17 protein-coding genes and 1 tRNA gene are annotated in these 18,099 nt (G+C 61.0%); 5 read left to right on the forward strand and 13 right to left on the reverse strand.

The annotated features are described in order from the left end of the window. Positions 1–45: 45 nt before the first annotated feature. On the forward strand, positions 46–2,097 hold the full coding sequence (locus QP981_RS01145; protein ID WP_284857290.1) for an acyl-CoA dehydrogenase family protein: 2,052 nt from the start codon (positions 46–48) through the stop codon (positions 2,095–2,097). 16 nt (positions 2,098–2,113) lie between these two features. On the opposite strand, the gene QP981_RS01150 is transcribed toward QP981_RS01145, so the two are convergent. The 3 genes from QP981_RS01150 to QP981_RS01160 all read right to left on the reverse strand — a co-directional run bounded on the left by QP981_RS01150 (position 2,114) and on the right by QP981_RS01160 (position 4,878). After that, complete coding sequence (locus tag QP981_RS01150) at positions 2,114–3,085, reverse strand: N-acetylmuramoyl-L-alanine amidase (protein WP_069359066.1); 972 nt, start codon at positions 3,083–3,085, stop codon at positions 2,114–2,116. Positions 3,086–3,294: 209 nt separating this feature from the next. Continuing rightward, positions 3,295–3,367 (reverse strand) — tRNA-Thr (locus tag QP981_RS01155). Positions 3,368–3,501: 134 nt separating this feature from the next. Beyond that, positions 3,502–4,878: a DNA polymerase III subunit delta' gene (locus QP981_RS01160; protein WP_284857291.1), complete on the reverse strand. Its 1,377-nt coding sequence runs from the start codon at positions 4,876–4,878 to the stop codon at positions 3,502–3,504. Positions 4,879–4,960: 82 nt separating this feature from the next. Between QP981_RS01160 and QP981_RS01165 the strand changes: the two genes are divergently transcribed. After that, a complete protein-coding gene (locus QP981_RS01165; RefSeq protein WP_070549776.1) occupies positions 4,961–6,487 on the forward strand; it encodes an adenylate/guanylate cyclase domain-containing protein in 1,527 nt (508 codons plus the stop codon). 49 nt (positions 6,488–6,536) lie between these two features. Here the strand turns inward: QP981_RS01165 and QP981_RS01170 are convergent, their stop codons facing one another. Next, positions 6,537–6,740, reverse strand: coding sequence for a helix-turn-helix domain-containing protein (locus tag QP981_RS01170; protein WP_284857292.1), 204 nt, complete (start codon positions 6,738–6,740; stop codon positions 6,537–6,539). Further along, on the reverse strand, positions 6,741–7,331 hold the full coding sequence (locus tag QP981_RS01175; RefSeq protein WP_101688042.1) for a hypothetical protein: 591 nt from the start codon (positions 7,329–7,331) through the stop codon (positions 6,741–6,743). 208 nt (positions 7,332–7,539) lie between these two features. Here QP981_RS01175 and QP981_RS01180 point away from each other — a divergent pair, with 208 nt between their 5' ends. Further along, complete coding sequence (locus tag QP981_RS01180; protein WP_350309460.1) at positions 7,540–8,844, forward strand: DUF418 domain-containing protein; 1,305 nt, start codon at positions 7,540–7,542, stop codon at positions 8,842–8,844. 12 nt (positions 8,845–8,856) lie between these two features. Here QP981_RS01180 and topA read toward each other — a convergent pair whose 3' ends face one another. Further along, the gene (topA, locus tag QP981_RS01185) at positions 8,857–11,817 is read right to left on the reverse strand and encodes a type I DNA topoisomerase (protein WP_284857293.1); all 2,961 of its coding nucleotides are present in this window, start codon (positions 11,815–11,817) and stop codon (positions 8,857–8,859) included. A 288-nt stretch (positions 11,818–12,105) separates the two neighbouring features. On the opposite strand from topA, the gene QP981_RS01190 reads away from it, so the two are divergent. Next, positions 12,106–12,237, forward strand: a complete 132-nt coding sequence (locus QP981_RS01190; protein WP_255466839.1) for a hypothetical protein — start codon at positions 12,106–12,108, stop codon at positions 12,235–12,237. A gap of 253 nt (positions 12,238–12,490) precedes the next feature. Here QP981_RS01190 and QP981_RS01195 read toward each other — a convergent pair whose 3' ends face one another. Continuing rightward, complete coding sequence (locus QP981_RS01195) at positions 12,491–12,694, reverse strand: cold-shock protein (protein ID WP_005511370.1); 204 nt, start codon at positions 12,692–12,694, stop codon at positions 12,491–12,493. Positions 12,695–13,009: 315 nt separating this feature from the next. On the opposite strand from QP981_RS01195, the gene QP981_RS01200 reads away from it, so the two are divergent. After that, positions 13,010–15,346 carry a DEAD/DEAH box helicase gene (locus QP981_RS01200; RefSeq protein ID WP_284857294.1) on the forward strand — a complete coding sequence of 779 codons (2,337 nt, stop codon included), beginning with the start codon at positions 13,010–13,012 and terminating at the stop codon, positions 15,344–15,346. Here the strand turns inward: QP981_RS01200 and QP981_RS01205 are convergent. From QP981_RS01205 to QP981_RS01230, 6 genes are read right to left on the reverse strand one after another with little or no spacing between them, the layout of a single operon-like run. Then, entirely contained in the window at positions 15,330–15,695 is a 366-nt protein-coding gene (locus QP981_RS01205) for an Rv3654c family TadE-like protein (protein WP_070603587.1), read from the reverse strand. The two genes, QP981_RS01200 and QP981_RS01205, sit on opposite strands and share 17 nt — an antisense overlap. Next, positions 15,692–16,045, reverse strand: coding sequence for a TadE family type IV pilus minor pilin (locus tag QP981_RS01210; RefSeq protein WP_053092999.1), 354 nt, complete (start codon positions 16,043–16,045; stop codon positions 15,692–15,694). Before QP981_RS01210 ends, QP981_RS01205 begins: the two co-directional genes overlap by 4 nt. After that, positions 16,038–16,310 carry a DUF4244 domain-containing protein gene (locus QP981_RS01215; protein WP_016421935.1) on the reverse strand — a complete coding sequence of 91 codons (273 nt, stop codon included), beginning with the start codon at positions 16,308–16,310 and terminating at the stop codon, positions 16,038–16,040. The genes QP981_RS01210 and QP981_RS01215 overlap by 8 nt, the downstream gene beginning before the upstream one ends. Before the next feature lie 35 nt (positions 16,311–16,345). Beyond that, the gene (locus tag QP981_RS01220; protein WP_284857295.1) at positions 16,346–16,513 is read right to left on the reverse strand and encodes a hypothetical protein; all 168 of its coding nucleotides are present in this window, start codon (positions 16,511–16,513) and stop codon (positions 16,346–16,348) included. 3 nt (positions 16,514–16,516) lie between these two features. After that, positions 16,517–17,170 carry a type II secretion system F family protein gene (locus tag QP981_RS01225; RefSeq protein WP_070601320.1) on the reverse strand — a complete coding sequence of 218 codons (654 nt, stop codon included), beginning with the start codon at positions 17,168–17,170 and terminating at the stop codon, positions 16,517–16,519. Continuing rightward, entirely contained in the window at positions 17,167–18,039 is an 873-nt protein-coding gene (locus QP981_RS01230; RefSeq protein WP_284857296.1) for a type II secretion system F family protein, read from the reverse strand. The genes QP981_RS01225 and QP981_RS01230 overlap by 4 nt, the downstream gene beginning before the upstream one ends. Between the last annotated feature and the right edge of the window lie 60 nt (positions 18,040–18,099).

An 18,099-nucleotide genomic window follows, 5' to 3' on the forward strand; every position in this document is an offset into this window, starting at 1 on the left:
TCGAAAGCGGCTGACAAGCCCCAGATATCCCATTAACGTTGGGTTATGGCACAGACTTCTTCCAGCTCCACGCGAATCCCCCGCTGTCGCTCGACCGATGGTCCGAAGACGCTCCCCTCCCGTCCTGAACCGGAAGTGGCAGGTGCACTGCAAAAGGCCCTGGACGGCTATTTCCCCGAGGCGCGCGCTGATGTCCGCGTCCTTCTAGAAGACCCCTCCCTGCGGCCCACCTCTGGGCTGACCGTGGAGGAGGCCAGGCAGCACACCACCGAGGCGTTGTCCAAGGTGCTTAAGACCGGCATGCCCTATGGTGCTTTCCGCACTGACCAGGGAGGCACAGGAGATACCGGCGGGACACTCTCCGGGATTGAAATGCTCGGCCACACCGACTTGTCGTTGATGGTGAAGTCCGGAGTGCAGTGGGGCCTTTTCGGCGGCGCTGTCAGCAACTTGGGAACTGAGCGTCACGGCGAGTTGGTGCGTGACCTCATTGAGCTGCGGGCTCTCGGCTGCTTTGCGATGACCGAGCGCGGCCACGGCTCGGACGTCCAATCACTCGAGACCACGGCGCACTACGACCCCGAGACGGAAGAATTCATCCTCAATTCCCCTACGGCTTCCTCTGAGAAGTGGTTTTTGGGCAATGCCGCGCGCGATGGGCGCTGGGCTGCGGTCTTTTGCCAGCTCTACACACCAGGGCAGGAAGAATCCCATGGTGTGCACTGCATTGTCGCTCGAATCCGCAATGATGATGGTTCGCCTGTCGACGGAGTTGCTATCGGCGACCACGGCACCAAGGGCGGCCTCTTGGGCGTGGACAACGGCACTCTCATGTTCGATCACTACCGCGTGCCGCGGGAGAACCTGCTTAACCGTTTTGCAGATGTCTCGGCCACTGGCGAGTACAGCAGCGATATTGACAGCCCCAATGCACGGTTTTTCACAATGCTCGGTGCCCTCGTGCGCGGCCGCGTGACAGTCGGTGCGGCCGCTGGTGCGGCAACCCGCACCGCATTGACCATCGGCACCAAGTACGCACACTTGCGGCGCCAATTTGCTCCCGACGATTCGCTGCCGGAAAAGAAGCTCATTGAGCACCGCCAACACCGAATCCGACTACTCCCCCGCATTGCGCGTTCGTACGGTCTGCAATTTGCCACCAACCTGCTAATCAAGCGGATTCACGACCTCGAAGCGGAGGGGCTGGACCGTGCGAATCTCACCCCGGAGCAGGCTCGCGATTTGCGTGAAGTGGAGGCGCATGCCGCCGCATTGAAGGTCGCCAACACCGCACATGCCACCGACGCCATCCAGGAGATGCGTGAGGCCACCGGTGGAGCCGGCTACATGGCAGAGAACCTGTTGACCATTCTCAAAGAAGACTCTGACGTATTCACCACTTTTGAGGGCGACAACGTGGTGATGTTGCAGCTGGTCACCAAGGAACTCTTGGGCGGTTTTGCCCGGGAGGTGCAGAGTTTTTCCAACCTGGAGATGGTGCGCTTCGGCCTCGACAATTTCAGTGGCATATTGCGCCGTCGCACCGGTGCAGATGCCGTCGTCCAGAACCTCTTGGATGCGCTGACTGACGCTGATGAGTCCTCGCTCTTTGACCCCGCCAGCCAGATGCAGCTACTTATCGAGCGCGAGAACCGACTTCTCAAGTCCCTTGCTCGCAGGCTGCGCCCGGCGCGGAAACTGCCTGTTGAAAAGGCCGCGAGGCTGGTGGACAAGGTCCAGGACCACATGATTTCCTGCGCGTGGGCGCATATCGATCGCATGATCCTGGAAGCGTTCTTCGAAGCCGAATCCACGATCACAGACGAGCGCTCTCAAGAAGTGCTCGAGCAGGTTCGTGATGTGTTCTTCTTGTCGGTTGTCTGCGATAACGCCGGCTGGTTCTTGGAGCAGTCACTGCTCACCGGTACTCGCACCAAGGGCGCGCGAGCGGGCTTGGCCGATCTGGTTGATTCCCTTGGTCCCTGGTCTGAGGTACTTGTCGATGCCTTTGGTGTCCCCAGCACCATGCTGGATATCCCCATGATGGAGCCTTACGAAGCGATGACGCCGAAGGCTAAGGCCAACCCGGCTATTTAGCGGGTTGGCCGGTTGGCTACTGCGCCAAGAAACCTTCCAACCCAGCCACAGTGGCCTCTGCCAAGCGCTGACGGCCTTCGCTGGAAGTCAAGAGGGCAATGTCGCTGCTATCGCGCATGTTGCCGTATTCGACCAGTGCCTTTGGCTTCGTCGATAGGTTGAGTCCAGTGAGATCCGCGCGTGGATTCAGCCCCTCGCTGCCGAGATAGTTGGATGGAGCAAAACCGGCTGACACGAAAGCATCGCGCAGGGCGGTTGCCAGCGCGGTAGAGCCCTGCTCGTCATTATTGGCGAGTGGCTGAGAAATCGCCGACACATGGAATCCGCGGTTGCCCTCTCCAGCGCCGTCAGCGTGGAGACTCACCACGGCATCGGCGTTGGAAGCATTTTCCTTCTCTGCACGGGCATCGATGCAATCTGCACGACCTGCGTCATCCTCGCGGCTGAGTAGCACCTGAGCACCGCGCTGTTCGAGCAGCTGCTTGATTTCCTGCGCCATCAGCCAATTGAACTCGTGCTCCGGGAAGCCGTCGTTGGAAGCGGTGCCGGAGGTATTACACGGCTTTTGGCCACCACGACCGTCAGTGACCATCAGGTCAGCAGGTGGTGGGGTGCCGGCGTGCCCAGGGTCGAGGTAGATGACCTTGCCGGCTACAGCGCTGGAGCCGTCGGCACGCGAAGTAGCGCGATTAGCTTGCTGTTGTGGCGCGTCGCCCGGAGCGACTGCGTCGGGGTTAGCAGAATCAGGCATTGCAAACTCCTCATTCGGCGGAGTGGGGTTCGGCATCTGCATGGCCTCTTCTTCAGCTGCCAAGGACGTTTGAGTTTCCGCCGAGGCAGCTTGCTGAGCGCTTCCTGCTCTGGAAGCCTCCGTGTCGATGGTGCAGGCCACAAGACCGGCAGGCATGATTGCCGCGGCCGCCAAAACCACAGCTAGTCGTCCCGCTGATGGTCGCACTACTAATCGCTGGTGTCCGGGCTGTCGCATCGTGCGTTCTCCTAGTATCTGCGTACCTGCCATGTGCTGAGTAACAGTAGCAAACACTCGATTGAGAGTCCCCGGCTCCGAGATTTCCGCCCCCATTCGTTTCGGGGAATCACCGCACGTCGGCTTGCCGCCGGATTCGCTCTCCTCATGTTTGACCGATCCAAAAAATAAAAAACGGGACCCTTTTCCAAGGATCCCGTTTCAAACCGAGCCGCCTGCGAGAATCGAACTCGCGACCTTCTCATTACGAGTGAGACGCTCTACCGACTGAGCTAAGGCGGCACGCACATTGCGCCGAGCTTTCAAGCAAGCAGAAATAACCCTGCACAAAATGTACAAGCGGTAATACTACTGCACTGCCCCCATCGCTACCAAAATGGGGCCTGCAGTCCGCTGAATTAGGTGCTTTTCGCGGCTTACCTGCGACCAACCTGCCCTGCGATCTGCAATTTAGCCATCAATTCATCCATCAGGACCGTCAACTTCACCGCGGTCACCAGCATGCCGCGCACCTCGGTGACAGCATCGATGGAGGCCAATATCGCCTCCGGCGGAAGACGTCGGGCTAGCTCTGCGGCTGTCCGACGACGGTCCGGATTAATGAGATAGACGGAGCCATCCCCAAACTCGGAATCAGCGCCGGAATCTGAAACAGAAGCGTCAAAAGCAGACCCAGCACGTTCCGCCCCAAACGCCAGCACCAGGGCGTCACGGTAAAGCCCCATAATGTCGGTCAACGACAGGTCAATCAGATCTGACTCCGCGCGCCTGCGCCGCCGCTTCTGATTATCCTCCAGCTCCTTGATCACGCCCTTAGAGCCGCGCAGCGCCGCCTGCGCACCCTTGCCAGACGCACCTACACCCAACGAGCGCTCGAGATTCTCCAGCTCCTCAGCCTCTAGCGGCTCCATCCGCCGCTTCACCTCGCCAGCCACTTCGTTGGCTAACTCTCGCGCCGCCAAATACGACTTCGCCGGGTCGAACACGGCCTCTACGAAATCCAGGGCCTTGCCCCGCCAGGCACGCGAGCCCTCATCGGAGACAAAGCCACGCGCACGCCCGATGTGACCATTGGATACCGTCGCAGCCCAGACCGCTTGCTCGTCGGTAAGCTCTGGTCGCTCTGCACGCAGGAGGTTTGTAACGTCGTCGATATGCGGCGTCGGCACATAGACGTGGCGGCAGCGCGAACGGAGCGTAACGGAGAAATCCTCCGCGTTCGTCGTTGGTGCGCACATGATGATGACGGTGCGCAGCGGCGGTTCTTCCACCACCTTGAGCAGCGCATTTGAGGCGGATTCGTTGAGGCGGTCGGCGTCTTCGATGATTAGCACGCGGCAATCCGCCGTCGTGGGCATCTTGTAGGCCCAGGGCCGCAGCTCATCCCTCACCGTCGCCACCGAAATGATGGTGCCCTCCGGGCGCACGATCTTGATATCGCCATGCGTTCCCGCCAGCGCCGTCCGGCAGCCCTCGCACTCGCCACAACCGGGGCTGTCATGCCGCGTGCACAGCAGCGCCGCCGCAAACGCCGTCGCCGTCACCGACCGCCCCGACCCCGCAGGTCCCGTGAACAGCCAGGCGTGCGTCATGTCCGAGTCGCGTGGCACATCGCTTAACGACGACCCCGCGTCCCCACCTTCCGGCGAAACCTCCGCCCCATCGCCTGCCAGCGGTTGGCCATTGGCAAAGCGATAATGCGCAGCGCGCACAGCAGCCTGCAGCCGCTGGCGAACCCCACCGGTTTCGGGCATACGAGAAAACACGCTGCGCTCTGTCATCGGCTCTGTCATGGCCACAACTCTAGCGCGCCCCACGAGACTCTTGTGAGGTAACTACTCCCTGCAATCCGGGGTTGCCACTAAGGTAGTAATCATGCAACGGCTCTGGCGAAATCTGAAATGGCTAAGCGGGACAATGTGGCCTGCTTATGCCTCATTTATCTTCGTCTGCAACCTTGTCGGAGCCATGATTGTCGGCTTGTTCCTCGGCATGCTGTTGCCACTGAACCAAGAAACTCACCTGCCGCGGTTGGCTAATGGGGTCATCTATGCCCTGGCTGGTTACCTGGTTCTGGCAATTATTGCGGGAATCGGCACTACTTGGATCCTGTTCAAGCCGCTGTTGAAATGGCAGCGTCATCCAGAGCTGCACGATCCGCGGCGGGTGCGCTATCTGGTCATGCGCGTGCCTGTCTATCAGGCACTCTTGGGTACCGTCATCTGGTCTCTGGGCGTGATTGTCTTCAGTGGAGTCGCGTTCGCCTATGACAGCAAGATTGGCCTGATGGTGCTGCTCACCTCGGTGCTCGGTGGCGCCATGGTGGCACTGTTGACCTATCTAATTGCGGAGCGCATGGTGCGTCCGGTTGCTGTGGAGGCGCTGGCGCGTAGGGCCCCGGATTCTTCGCTGGAGCCACCGATTGGCCACCGCCTGCGCCAGACGTGGGTGTTGACCAGCGGTGTTCCAGTGGTAGCAATCCTGCTTGTGCTGATAGGTCAGCGCCGTGGTCTATTCACAGATGACGCGGCAGATTTGCTGCCCACCATCACCGCGCTGGCAATTCTGGCTCTGATTACCGGCTATTTCGGCACGATGTTGGCCACTATGTCCATCGTCGACCCGATTCGTGATCTCACGGGTGCGATTAACAAGGTCCGCCAGGGCCAGGTGGATACGCGCGTGCCTATTTACGACGGCTCCGAGATGGGCGTTCTCCAGGCGGGTTTCAATGAAATGATGCGTGGCCTGCAGGAGCGTCAGCGGGTCCGTGACCTCTTCGGCCGCTATGTCGGGTCTGAGGTCGCCCGTAAGGCTCTGGAAGAAAAGCCGACTTTGGGCGGCGAGAATCGCCTCGTCGCGGTGCTGTTTGTGGACGTGATTGGTTCGACCAACTTCGCGGAGAAGAACTCGCCAGAAGTCGTTGTCCGTGAGCTCAATGCCTTCTTCGACCACGTTGTTGACTGTGTGCACCGCAATAAGGGCATTATCAACAAGTTCCAGGGTGACGCGGCTCTGGCTGTCTTCGGCGCTCCCCTGCCCCTCGATGACACTGCTGGGCACGCCCTCACAGCCGCCCGTGAACTGCGCGAGGAACTGCTCGACCTCCAGCTCACCGCGGGTATCGGCGTCTCCGCCGGGCACGTCGTTGCCGGCCACATCGGTGCCCGCGACCGTTTTGAATACACGGTTATTGGTGACGCGGTTAACCAGGCTGCCCGTCTGACCGAGCTGGCCAAGGACACCCCGGGCCGCGTGCTCGCCACAGCTTCCACCATTCGCCTGGCCAACGAGGACGAGCAGGCTCGCTGGACCACCCTGAAGTCCGTGGAGCTGCGCGGCCGTACGCACATGACGCAGCTTGCGCGCCCGGTGCGCCCAACGCTTGCCGACGAAGCTTAGGGCTCGTTGGGCGCCCAGTACCCCTAGACTTCTCAGACGGCGAACACACTTACTCCACCGAGAATAAATCTCCTGGCTGGCAGTCCAAAGCTGCGCACAACATAGTGAGCGTCGTGAATCGCACGGCCTTCGCCCTGTTGTTTTTCAGCACTGAGAGGTTGACCGGAGTGACCCCGACCTGTTCGGAAAGGGCTGCCAACGTCATTCCGCGGCTTTCAAGCAGCTCATCTAAGTGGCACACAACCTTCGCCATTTAAATGAGTCCTTCCTGGTCTTCTTGCATTCGCGCAGCTCGGAACAACATAACTCCGAGAGTGGAGATGACTATCATAAGGACAAACCATATTCCCAGGTGCTCATTGAAATCGGCATGATCACGCTGGTACCACGCGCTCAGATTCAGGCCACTTGCGACCCAGTTTTCACCCATATGCTGCAGGAAACTACTTGCCGGATACATCGCTACCAGCCAGGAGATAGCCATAACTCGTCGCGCAGTCTTAACTGTAAAAAACTCGCCCTTCAGGTACGAGAGTGAGAACAACACGCAGAGCACGGCAATCGCGGCGACGATAGCGCATCGAACAACAGTCGCAGCAATAAACAAGGAGAGGACTCCACCACTCATAACCTCGATAGGAACCCCTTTGTCACTTCCCAGCACTTCGGGCAAAAGCAGGGTCAGATCACTGGGGAACTGCTGATGAAGAACCGGATGGCGGAGCTGGAGCAAAATGTAAGCCAGTGCAAACACTCCGGCAAAAAGGCTCACGATTACATCCCGGCGCTCCTTAGTTTGATTGACATACGGGTCATTTGGCTTCTTGGTCTGTGGAGATACCATAGCTAACTTCCTTACTGCACCGTAATTGGCGCGGTTAGTGAGATTATTCTGCGGGGCGCTTGGAGCTGCAGCCAAACCCCAACACATCGTTATTCGATGTATCGATTTTCGATACTATATCGCTTTTCGATATGCCGCAAGGCTCCTGCAACAATCGCCGTCCACCGCCAACCTGCGCACCCTCCCGCCAATCCTTTACGTTGGAGGAATGACTGACAACCGCCCCAGTTCTAGCCCCACCCCTAGTCCCCGCATGCTTGTCCCCGATGCTGCGCGCGGGTTCGCTCTCCTCGGTATCGCAATCGCGAACATTGCCACTGCCTGGCTGGTTGCAGATCCCGAATTGCCCGCAGCATTCTTCGGCGGCGTCATAAACGACAGCATCGCCGACAAGGCCACCGTGCTGTTTACCGCAGTGACCGCGCATAACCGCGGGCTGCCGATGTTCGCAACGCTGCTCGGCTTCGGTGTGGGACTCATCGTCCGCAGTTTGGCCAGGAGGAACTTTCCACGGTCGCGGGCGCGGGTGGTCGTCGTAAAGCGTTATGCGTTCCTGGGGCTGTTCGGCATCGCGCACATGCTGTTTCTGTTCTTTGGCGACATCATGTTTCTCTACGGCATCTGCGGCATCATCCTGGGGCTGCTTATGGGCCTCAGCAACAAGGTGCTGACGATTCTCGCGTGGATTGCGCTGACGATCAACGCTGCACTGAGCCTGCTGTTTTTGGGATTCGTAATTGCGATGCCCGACGCCGAGTTCGTCGGCTCCGACATGAGCCAGTTCGTCAACGGCGGCGCGATTGAAACGAGTTACCTGGATATGCTCGGCGCGAATCTCCAGGTCCTGACAATGAGCATCACTACCCTGCCGCTGCAGCTGTTCCTCTACCTGCCGGTGATGATGATTGGCTTCGTGTGGGCTCGCAAGGGCGTGCTTGACGACGTTGACGCGCACCGCCCCCTGCTTATTCGGTGGCTCGTGGTGGCTGTGGTCGTGGCTTTCGGTGTCGGCATCCCTATGGGGTTGGCAGCGATTGGAGTTCTTCCAGCCGGACAGCACATGGCCTTCTTGGTAATTAATAACTTTGCCGGAGTGTTCGCCGGTCCTGGCATCCTAGCCGGGCTGGCGTTAGCACTGCAGCCGCTCCAACGACGCCTGAACGAGGGCGCCGCTGTACCTGGTTGGCTGGTGCCGATTGTGGCACTCGGTAAGCGTTCGATGACGGGCTACCTGATGCAGTCGGTGATCTTCTTTGCGCTGGTGTACCCGTTTATGCTGGACATCCCGCGCGACATGGGCGCGTTCGTGCAAACTCTCATTGCTGTGGGCGTCTGGTTGGTGACATTGTTCGCCGCGTGGGCGATGGAGCGTCGCGGCATGCAGGGTCCGTTTGAGAAGGTGCATCGCCGGCTGTCGTACGGGCCGACGATGCGGGCGGAGTTGGCCGGGGTCGGCGGCCCCAAGCCTGCTCCGCAGGATGCGCCGGGTGCGGCGGGTGCGGCGGGCGCTTAAGACCTACTTGCCCTACTTGCCCCGGCGGGTCGCCTTCACCACTCGCTTGGTGGTGCGCTTGACCGCCTTCCTGGTGGTCTTCTTCGCAGCCTTCTTTGTGGTCTTGCGAGTCGACTTCTTGGCAGCCTTCTTGGTGCCGCCATCGGCGGCTTCCTTCGCGCGACGCTCAGACAGCAGCTCACAGGCGCGGGCATCAGTCAGCGTCTCAGGGGTATCCCCCTTGCGCAACGAAGCATTGGTGACGCCATCGGTGACGTACGGACCGAAACGGCCATCCTTCACCGACATCGGACGACCGGAGACATCGTTGTCGCCCAGCTGCTTCAGCGGCGGCTTCGCAGCAGCACGACCGCGGCGCTTCGGCTCAGCATAGATGCGACGAGCCTCATCCAAAGTCACGGTAAAGATCTGCTCTTCGTTGGCCAGTGAACGCGAGTCGGTGCCCTTCTTCAGGTACGGACCGTAACGGCCATTCTGAGCGGTAATAACCTCGTTATCGACCGGATCGACACCGACCTCGCGCGGCAGGCTCATCAGCTTCAGAGCCTCTTCCAGCGTGACAGTCGACGGCTCCATGGAGGAAAACAGCGAGGCCGTCTTCGGCTTCAGAGTTTCCTCGATGATTTCCGCGGTGCGCTTTTCCTTCTGCTTGGCGGCGGTCTTGGTTTCCCAGTTCTTCTTCCGCTTGCCCTCGGCAGCGCGCTGAGCGTCCTCTTCGGCGCGCTCAGCTGCGATAATCTCCTCAGCCTTGGCTACGACACCTTCGCGCTCTTCGTCTGTGACCAGCTCGGTGACGTAGGGGCCGTAGCGGCCATCACGAGCGACAATCATGCGACCATTGGCCGGGTTAATGCCCAGCTCACGTCCGCCCTGCGGCATCGCCAGCAGCTTCTCGGCAGCGGCCAGATCCAGCTCGTCCGGAGTCATGGCCTCCGGGATGTTGGCGCGCTGCACCTCGTCGGCACCGTTTTCACCGGCCCCCGGGCGCGTACGCTCCAGGTACGGCCCATAGCGGCCAACGCGAACGATGATCGGGTTGCCCTCGGCATCGTCGAAAAGGTGGAGCGAATTGACCTTCCGAGCATCAATCGATTCCAAGTTCACATCGATGATGCTCTTCAGACCACCGTGGGTCGCAATAGCGTCGGCTCCCTTGTGGCGGTGATCCTTGTCATCGCCGAAGTAGAAACCGGTCAGCCAGGTCGTGCGATCCTTATTGCCCGCAGCAATGCCGTCGAGCTCATCCTCCAGCTCGGAGGTGAAGTCGTAGTTGACCAGATCGGAGAACGCTTCCTCCATCAGCCCCACCACGGCAAAGGCCACCCACGAGGGCACCAGAGCGTTGCCGCGGGAGTAGACGTAGCCGCGATCCTGAATGGTCTTGATAATCGACGCGTAGGTCGACGGACGCCCAATTCCCAGGTCCTCCATCTTCTTCACCAAGCTGGCCTCGGTGAAGCGCGCAGGCGGGTTGGTGGAGTGACTGTCGGCACTGAAGTCCGTGGCCGTCAGGCCCTGGCCTTCCGTCAACTGTGGCAGACGCTTCTCGGCGTTGTCGGCGACCTTGCGACCGTCGGAAAGCGCGGAGACCTCGACGTATGCCTTGAGGAAGCCCGGGAAACGAATCGTGCGTCCAGTGGAGGCGAACTCGACGGCGTGCGTGTCGGTGGCACCGGCGATAGTGACCTTCATGGACGTGCCGCGTGCGTCGGCCATCTGCGAGGCGACGGTGCGCTGCCAGATCAGTTCGTAGAGTTTGAACTCCTCGGCATCCAGTGAGCCAGCCAGCTGACCTGGCGTTGCGAACGTCTCGCCAGCCGGACGAATCGCCTCGTGCGCCTCCTGCGAGTTCTTCACCTTGCGCGAGTACTGGCGCGGCGCATCGGCGACGTATTCCGAGCCGTAAAGCTCCAACGCCTGCTTACGCGCGGCGTCGATGCCGGCCTTGGACAGCGTCGTGGAGTCGGTACGCATGTAGGTAATGTGACCGTTTTCGTACAGACGCTGCGCCACACGCATCGTGCGCTCAGAGGTGTAATGCAGCTTGCGGCCGGCCTCCTGCTGCAGCGTGGACGTCATAAACGGCGGGTACGGCCGGCGGGTGTACGGCTTCTCCTCCACCGACGCGACCTTGAGCTCGGAGCCCACGAGGTCCGCCGCCAGAGTTTCGGCGAGCTGCTTATCGACGACCCGAATGCCCTCAGACTTCTTCAGCTGGCCACGGTCATCGAAGTCCCGGCCCTGCGCTACGCGCTGACCATCAACGCTGGTCAGGGTTGCGACAAATTCCTTCGGCTGGTTGGCATCAGCAGAAGCCGAACCGGTGTCCAAAGTTGCGGCGACATCCCAGTACTCAGCGGAGATAAACGCCATGCGCTCGCGCTCACGCTCGACGATGACCCGCGTTGCCACCGACTGCACACGGCCTGCAGACAGTCGCGGCATGACCTTCTTCCACAGCACCGGGGAGACCTCGTAGCCGTAAAGACGGTCGAGGATACGGCGACCTTCCTGGGCATCAACCAGGTTCTGGTCCAGCTCACGAGTGTTGGCCGCGGCCTCCAAGATGGCCTGCTTGGTGATCTCATGGAACACCATGCGGCGCACCGGCACCTTGGGCTTCAGAACCTCCAGCAAGTGCCAGGCAATAGCCTCGCCCTCACGGTCGGGGTCCGTTGCGAGATAGAGTTCGTCGACTTCCTTGAGCTTGGCCTTCAGGTCGGCGACTTTCTTCTTCTTATCAGCGCTGACGACATACAACGGAGCGAATCCGTTGTCGACATTCACACCCAGACGAGCCCAGGGCTCCTTCTTGTAACGAGCCGGAACATCGGCTGCGCCACGGGGCAAGTCGCGAATGTGGCCCACCGACGCCTCCACGATGTAATCATCGCCGAGATACGGCTGAATCTTGCGAGCTTTCGTCGCCGACTCGACAATTACAAGGCGCTTGAGGCCGTCTGAATTCGCCATAGAAGTTTTTCTATCCTGCAACGTTGAATGTTTTTGACTGTTTAGATTCTTGTTTTCGTTTAAATCTTGGGGTTCTTGGCCGGACTCTGGCTGGGCTTCAGCTGTGAGAGGCCCGCAATCGGTTCCAACCGGTTCCGATCAGTGCAAATCAGTTCCCGGCCGCGTTCTCCCCGGAAGATTATCTGGAAAGAATATGAAGAATATAAGGAATACCGTACACACAATCTAGTTTGTCGCGTGGATTCCTCAAGTATCGGGCGGATTTTGGGTGTGACTGAAGGGGCTGCTGTGGGGGATCCCCGGTGGCCGGCAGTTGCCGACCCGACGACTGCTGTGCGGCTGGCCATGATTATCCCAGTGGCTGTCAGTGGCTGGCCACGACAGGCCGCAGCGGGCGCAGCCGCCGCAGCGGCCGCGTGATCGCGGGCTGCAAATGTGAAACTGTATGAGTTTATGACACTTTCAAGCCATTTTTCGGGCCATTTTTGTCATAAACGTAGTCAGTAACTCGCATCGCCCCAACGCCACCAGAAATGCAAAAATCCCACGCAGAAATTACTTTCCACGTGGGAGAATCAAGGCTCACCCCATGAACACAACATGGACCTTGAAAAGCCAAAAATTCCGCGCGCCAAACCAGACAAAAGCCCAGTTCACCCCGGAAACGGTTGACTTACAGAGGCTTCACGTCCAGAGCCTGCGGACCCTTCTGGCCCTCACCAATCTCAAACTCGACTGCCTGGTTCTCTTCCAGCGTCTTGAAACCAGTGCCCTGGATCTCGGAGTAGTGAACGAACACGTCGTTGCCACCGTCAGCTGGGGCGATAAACCCGAAGCCCTTCTCCGAGTTGAACCACTTCACAGTACCCTGTGCCATTACAAAACTTCCCAACTTCAGGATTCGATAAAACAAGTATTCGCCACGCACATCCGGCCACACACAATGAAGTAAACACGGCCAAAGCACCCTTTCGCCTCGTGCGAGTTTTTGCTGGGTGCCCTTTGGCGGGCGATACACTCAAAAAGTCTGCCACGTTTGGGGCGCGAGCGCCGATTAGGAACAGCTTCTTGCCACCCCCGTAAACCCGTGTTCGAGGCCCTGACAAACTGGGGTGTCGAATAGCGAGAATGTGGCTGGCAGGAAGCGTCGTCAAGCATATGAAGTGCGCGTTTACAGGAAAGGGTGGCGTCGGTGGAGTCGTTTGGGCGGGAGCTGCTGGGGCCGGTTATTCGTGCGCATCCGCGGGCGACAGTGACGCACATTGCGGACCTTCCTGCGCGTGCTGGCGTGACCGCGCCTTGGCCTGAGTGGGTGCCAAGTTGGCTAAGAGAAGTGCTGGTAGATCGCGGAATTGAGAACCTGTGGACTCATCAGGCGACAACCGCGAACCTCGCCCGCGAGGGCGTGCACTGCGTCGTCGCGACGGGCACGGCGTCGGGTAAATCGCTCGGCTACCTGCTGCCCGTGCTCACAGAACTGTCCGCCACCCCCGCGGCCACCGCGCTGTACATCTCCCCGACCAAGGCGCTGGGCGCCGATCAGCTGGACACTGCACGCGCGATGGCACCGGCGTCACTGAGTTCGCTGATTTCGCTTTACGACGGCGACACCCCACAAGACGCCCGGCGCGCCATCCGCGACCACGCCCGTTGGGTGTTTACCAACCCCGATATGCTGCATGTTTCGGTCCTCGGCAACCATGTTCGATGGACGCGGATGCTGCGCAACCTGCGTTATATCGTCGTCGACGAATGCCATGCCTATCGAGGCGTGTTCGGCGCCAACGTCTCTCAGATTCTGCGTCGCCTCCTGCGGCTATCCCGCGAGTACGGCGCCTCGCCGACCGTGATTTTTGCCTCTGCGACGACCAACGACCCCGCTGACCAGGCTCGTCGCCTCATCGGCGAGCCTGTTGAGGCCATCACCGAAGACGGCGCCCCGGTCGGCGAGCGAACTATCGCCCTGTGGGAACCCGGCCTGCTCCCCGACCTCCAAGGCGAGAACGGCGCACCCGTGCGCCGCCCCGCCCCGACCGAGGCCGCGGATATCATGGCCGACCTGCTTGTCGAGGGCGCCCGCACCCTGACCTTCACCCGTTCGCGAAACAGTGCTGAGAAGGTAGCGCTCGGCGTGCGCGAGCGCCTGGAGAAGCGTCGCCGCAGCGATATCGCTGAGCGCATCGAGTCTTACCGCGCCGGCTACCTGGCCGAAGAGCGCCGCGACATCGAGCGCATGCTCGATGACGGCACTCTGCTAGGTGTGGCCACCACCAATGCACTGGAGCTGGGCATTGACGTCGGCGGCCTCGACGCGGTGGTACAGGCCGGTTTCCCGGGCACGGTCGCTTCGTTCTGGCAGCAGGCCGGCCGCGCGGGTCGTCGTGGCCAGGGCGCGCTGGTGGTGTTGGCGGCTCGCGATGACCCCATGGACACGTACTTGGTCCACAACCCGTCCGCACTGCTGGGCAGGCCGGTGGAAAAGACCGTCTTCGATCCCCGCAACCCACATGTGGTGTGGTCACATCTCTACTGCGCGGCTGTGGAGAAACCCGTAACCACCAGTCAGCTTCAAGCGTGGGGAACCATGCCCGTAGCCGAAGACATGGTGGCCGCGGGATGGTTGCGCAAGCGCACCTGGGAAGGACAAGAGCCCGTCTACTACCCAACCGACCGCGATGAAGGGCCGCGTATCGCCACTGCTCACGATGCCGTGAACGTCCGTGGCGGCGATGGTCAGGAAGTGGCTATCGTCGACCAGACCGATGGCCGACTGCTTGGCACCATCGATCTTGGCCGTGCGATGCAGCAGGTCCACGACGGTGCCGTCTACTTGCACCGCGGCGAGTCCTACCTTGTCGACCAGCTGGACTTCGACAGCCTCGTAGCCCTGGTCCACCCCGAGCAGCCACGCTATTCCACCAGCTCGCGCATGGACACCACCATCCGCATTCTGGACGTTGACGATATGCGCCACTACCAGGGCCTACAGGTCGCTTCCTGCCAGGTCGAGGTCTTTCACCAGGTCACCTCCTATCTTCGTCGTCTGGATACCGGCGAGATTCTCGACAGTGTTGAACTTGACTACCCTCCGCAACGTTTGGTCACGCGCGCCGTGGCCTACACAATGCCCGAGTCCACCCTGCGCTCCTGGGGCGTGGGCTCCGACATCGCGCCGGGGGCTCTTCACGCAGCCGAGCACGCGGCTATCGGCATGCTGCCACTGATTGCCACCTGCGACCGCTGGGACATCGGCGGTGTTTCCACGGTCATGCACGCCGATACCCAGCAGCCCACCGTTTTTGTGTACGACGGGCACCCTGGTGGTGCGGGGTTTGCCGACCGTGGCTACGAGGCCTTCGCTCAGTGGATTCGCGCAACCCGCGATGCCGTCGCCGCCTGCGAGTGCGAATCCGGCTGCCCATCGTGCATCCAGTCGCCCAAGTGCGGCAATGGCAACGATCCGTTGGACAAGGCCGGCGCAATCAAGGTGCTCAGTGGGGTGTCGCGCGCGCTTAACGACGGCCAGTAGCAGCATCCTCCACCGCTACCGGCCCTGCTCTGGACGTGGCTTTTCTCTCCTTTCGTTGGACGCTGACCTGCACGTCCTCCCCATCAATCTCACAGGTCACAAGGCGTGCGTGGTTAGCTTTTGCGATTGACCCCGCAGCTTTGCAGGCGTCGTCGCTCTCTTGCGCTGCCACGGCGCCGGCCACCGCGGCCAGGTCCGCTGCTACCGCTGCCTGCCGAGCCTGCACCACCCTCACCCCGGCCGTAACTCCGACCAAAGTCAGAACGACGAAAGCGGCGATGAACAGTGCAGCTGCGACTGTGGTGGAACCTTCTTCTTCGCGGAGAAGGCGGGCTGTCACGTTTCTCATGACGATGCCGCTCTTTCCCGCAGTGCGACCGCGCGTGCTTCCAGCGAAAATGGCCCCGCTGAGCGCCGAATGGTCACGCGCACGGTACCGGAGGTTTCCGATATCGCGACCTGCCCATCCGCGTCTGCGCGAAGCTCGGCTACTGTCTCCGCATCGCCCCGCGCCTCAGCCCGTGCGATGGCTCCGGCTGCGTCGGTAAGCCCTAGGTACATTGCGATTGTGACCAGCCCGGACAGAGCCGTGACCATGACCGTGACCAGCGCCGCGAGACCGAAAGCGGTTTCTACCGTCGTTTGGCCTTCGTCGCCGACGCACAGGCGATGAAGCGTAGAGCGGATGCGGCTAGACATCGGTGTTGAGCGCCCTTTCGATGATGTCGGTGAGCGCCTGGGTGATATCGCCGCCGGTCACGACGGTGTAGAGCAGGGCTCCGAAAGCGGCGGCAGCGATCGTTCCGAGAGCATATTCCACGGTTGACATGCCGTTTTCCTCAGTTGCCAGAGCGTGCAGACGCTTGTGCAAATACGAGCGCAGCTGGGACTGCGCAGCGGTCAGCGGATTGGTTGAAGAGTTGGTTGGAAGGTTGGTCGGATGGTTGGAGTTTTGAGTGGTCATGAGTGTTTCCCCCTGTGTGGATGTCGAGTGACAGGTCAGTTGTGAGGTGTGATGTGCATTGACGCGCGTTGATGCGGGTTGATGCGTGTTGGATTGCGGCGCGGCAGGCGGACCACGCGCACAACCGAAGCCACAGCTGAGAGCGCAACCAGCACTGCATCCGGCGCGTGCCAGCGCGCGAGGCTGGGCGCAGAAGTGTCCACGCTTCATGACGGCATCAGTCCTGCAAACATTTCGTCGGCAAGCCCAGCGATGGTGGGCACCAAACCCAGCACCACAAACGCGGGTAGAAAGCACAACGCCAGCGGCCCGGCAATGAGGACACCAGCCTTTTCGGCGACGGCTTGCGCCGCATCGTGCGCTTGACTGCGGTACGTGGCAGCGGTGTCTTCCAATGCCTGCGCCAGAACGGTGCCGGATTCGCTTGCGCGGCGCCCAGCCGTCGCCAGGGGCACGAGCGCGGGTGTGGCAGCAAGGCTGTCCCAAGCGGAGTGCGCGCCCACAGATAACCTGGCGGAACACTGTCGGAGTGGCTCGGCCAGCTCAGAGTTTGCGCCATCGGCGGCTGCTTCCATTGCCTGGGACAATGGCATACCGGAGCTCAAACAAGCGCCAATGATGTCGAGGGCCGCCGCGGCATCGAGAAGCACAGCCGGGCTGATGCGCTCACCGCCAATGACAGTTCGCACACGTTCCCTCACCTGTGCGGCAATCTGCGCAACCCGACTGGTCACCTGCCGGCGCACGCTTCCTCGCGTACGAGCATCCGACTCCGCTACCAATTCGGGCAGTCGGCTGCGGACGGGATTGAATGTCGGCAAGCAGAGGTAGGCAGCGATGAGAAGTGCGGCGGCGATCATTGTCCGGCCTCCGCACGATCGATGATCGCGACGGCCCATTCTATGCCCGCGCACACCAATCCAACACCGATGACCAGCACAATTCCTCCGATACCGCGACTGAGGAACTCGAAGGGGGACGCTCCGAACGCTTGCCCCATAATCAGCCCGAAGACTGGGAGCGAAGCCAAAATGGCAATCGTCATGCGTGGTCCCGCCAGCGCAGCGGAGGTCTGAGAACGATGTGCCTGACGAGCCTGCAGATCACCCCGCGCGCAGTCCAGTAACCCGGCCAAACTCAGACCATGTTGCTGCGCCACCGTCCACATACGCCCAATCCGACGCAGTTGCTCCGAAGATTCTTCGCCCTCCCACGGGTCGGCGAAGTTCGCGCGGTGCGCCGCGTGCGCAAGATGATCGGCCAACACAGTCATGTCCTCTGCCCTGCGCAATTCCGCTGCTGCCGCGTTGAGCGCTCTTGAGGCCGCCGCACCTGCGCGCAACTGCGCGGTCAAGGTTTCCAGCGCTACCGCAGCGCTGTCCGCTTCCCGACGTTCACAGCGCCTAGTCCCCACAGCGCGCACTACGGCCCCTGCGGTGCGGCCCAGCAATAGCCCGGCGATGACACCTGGAATCCCGGCGAGCCACAGCAACACAAGTGCCGGGCCTGCAACGATGAGAATCGATAGCCCTGCAGCTCTATTCGCACTGCCAGTGCTTGCGGCGCTCGACCCCGTGGAACCAGCACCAAGTCCAATCATGCGCTGCAACCACTTCAGTCCACAGGACACCTCACGGGCACGGCCTGCCAGCGCTCGCGAGCGCACCGCCGCCGAGCTGTCCGGCCAGATAGCGACTGCCGCAGCCGCGCCCCCAATGAGTACGGTCACGCTAAATCCCTCCCCCATAGCTGTTAATCTCCCCGTCTAATCCCCTGACTTTTCCCCCGG

The sequence above is a fragment of the Corynebacterium sp. MSK047 genome, from assembly GCF_030232285.1.
GTDB lineage: Bacteria > Actinomycetota > Actinomycetes > Mycobacteriales > Mycobacteriaceae > Corynebacterium > Corynebacterium jeikeium_D.